Origin of the sequence: Litorimonas sp. (genome assembly GCA_029936425.1) — a bacterium.
Lineage (GTDB): Bacteria > Pseudomonadota > Alphaproteobacteria > Caulobacterales > Maricaulaceae > Litorimonas.
In genome coordinates, this window is record JAPYSU010000106.1 from 1 (window position 1) to 1,510 (window position 1,510).

Annotated in this window: 2 protein-coding genes; both read left to right on the forward strand. The window is 50.1% G+C overall.

All coding sequences use genetic code 11. The features are described 5' to 3' along the window. The first annotated feature begins 220 nt into the window (after positions 1–220). Entirely contained in the window at positions 221–643 is a 423-nt protein-coding gene (gene arfB / locus ACN0IC_RS15385; RefSeq protein ID WP_416879632.1) for an alternative ribosome rescue aminoacyl-tRNA hydrolase ArfB, read from the forward strand. Positions 644–848: 205 nt separating this feature from the next. After that, positions 849–1,490 carry a nicotinate phosphoribosyltransferase gene (locus tag ACN0IC_RS15390; protein WP_416879633.1) on the forward strand — a complete coding sequence of 214 codons (642 nt, stop codon included), beginning with the start codon at positions 849–851 and terminating at the stop codon, positions 1,488–1,490. The last annotated feature ends 20 nt before the right edge of the window (positions 1,491–1,510 follow it).

The window sequence follows — 1,510 nt, forward strand, 5'->3', positions numbered from 1 at the left end:
TGTCAAGAACGGTATTGGAGCGAGGTGTCGGAACAGCTTGGGAGGGTACCCGTTAAGGCAGCCCTTAACGGCTGATACCATCCAGGTGGATCAGTGATCTAACCGATCTCACCTCCTGCATCCCTTCGATTGGGCCGCTCCGTTCAGGGCGGCCCTTTTCTTTGCCCCTACCCTTCACCTTTGTGATCTGTGATATGATAATGCGCCCAAGGAGAAGGCCGTGCTGCACATTACCGATAACGTTGCCATTCAGGATTGGGAGCTTTCCGAGAGCTTCATGCGCGCCTCTGGTCCGGGTGGGCAGAACGTGAACAAGGTTTCAAGCGCGGTAGAACTACGCTTCGAGGCCGCAACCTCCCCTTCACTGACCGTTCCCGTCAAGAACCGGTTGCGAAGATTGGCAGGGCGCCGGTGGACCAATGAGGGGGCGTTGGTCATTCAATGTGATGAAACGCGCAGCCAAGCAAGGAACCGGGAAATTGCGCGTGACAGGCTGAAGGATTTGATTCAAGCCGCTCTGAAGCCCCCGAAAAGGCGCATCGCCACCCGACCTACACTCGGGTCGAAAAAGCGTCGCTTGAAGGCCAAAAAAACCAGAGGCGAAATCAAGGCTTTGCGCGGAAAGATCGACCCGCCATCCTAGCCGGCCGATACTATTTTCAAACAGCAATGTTCCATCACATTATCTTTATTTTCAGACGCTTGCAGAGTTTCGCCGATTTTATGAAGCGTCAGGCGGAGCTTTGCCACACGGCAATATATACTCCGGAACTGAACCAGATTTTCGACGTTACCCCAGCAGACGCACAGAACGTGTCTGAAAATAATTAACGTTGAGGAGAATTGAGATGAAACTTACTTCAAAAACCCTGATCGCTACTCTGTTGGCAACCGGTATGTCGACGGCAGCAATTGCTCAAACGTCCACCGGTACCGGTGCGGGCGCGAGCGTTGGAACCTCAAATGGCGCAAGTGCCGATGTGAATGCATCAGGTTCTGCATCGACTAACGCCACAAAAGACCTCACCAAAGACGCAAAAGAAATGTCGAAAGACATGACCGATATGGCCAAAGACAAGACCGATATGGCCAAAGACAAAGCCAAAATGGTTAAAGACAAAGCTAAAGAAGGTGCCGATAAAACATCAAAGATGGCTAAAGAGAACTATGGCCAACTGATTTCTGATCTGCGCTCCAATACTTCTGCAAACGCCGAAGTTGAAACCAACATCAAAAACTTCAAAGCGGATGCCAAAGTCGATACCGTTCTTGTATCCGACTTGAAGAAAAATGCGGGTAATGAAGCAAAATCGCTTGATAACGCATTGGAAGCTCAAAAAGATTCCGTAACGAAAATGCGTAGCGCAATCGACGCCAACCCTGACCTGAAATCGAAAGTCGAAGATGAAGGTTATACCGTCGATGATATCGTGGCTGTTCGCTCCGGTACCAATGGCGAACTGACTTTGGTCGTCGATGACCGCAAATAAAAAGTTGATCTAACTTCTAG

What these genes read in the sequence shown, in the direction of transcription:
- ACN0IC_RS15390 (WP_416879633.1), top strand. Translation starts at nt 849, where the DNA reads ATGAAACTTACTTCAAAAACCCTGATCGCTACTCTGTTGGCAACCGGT.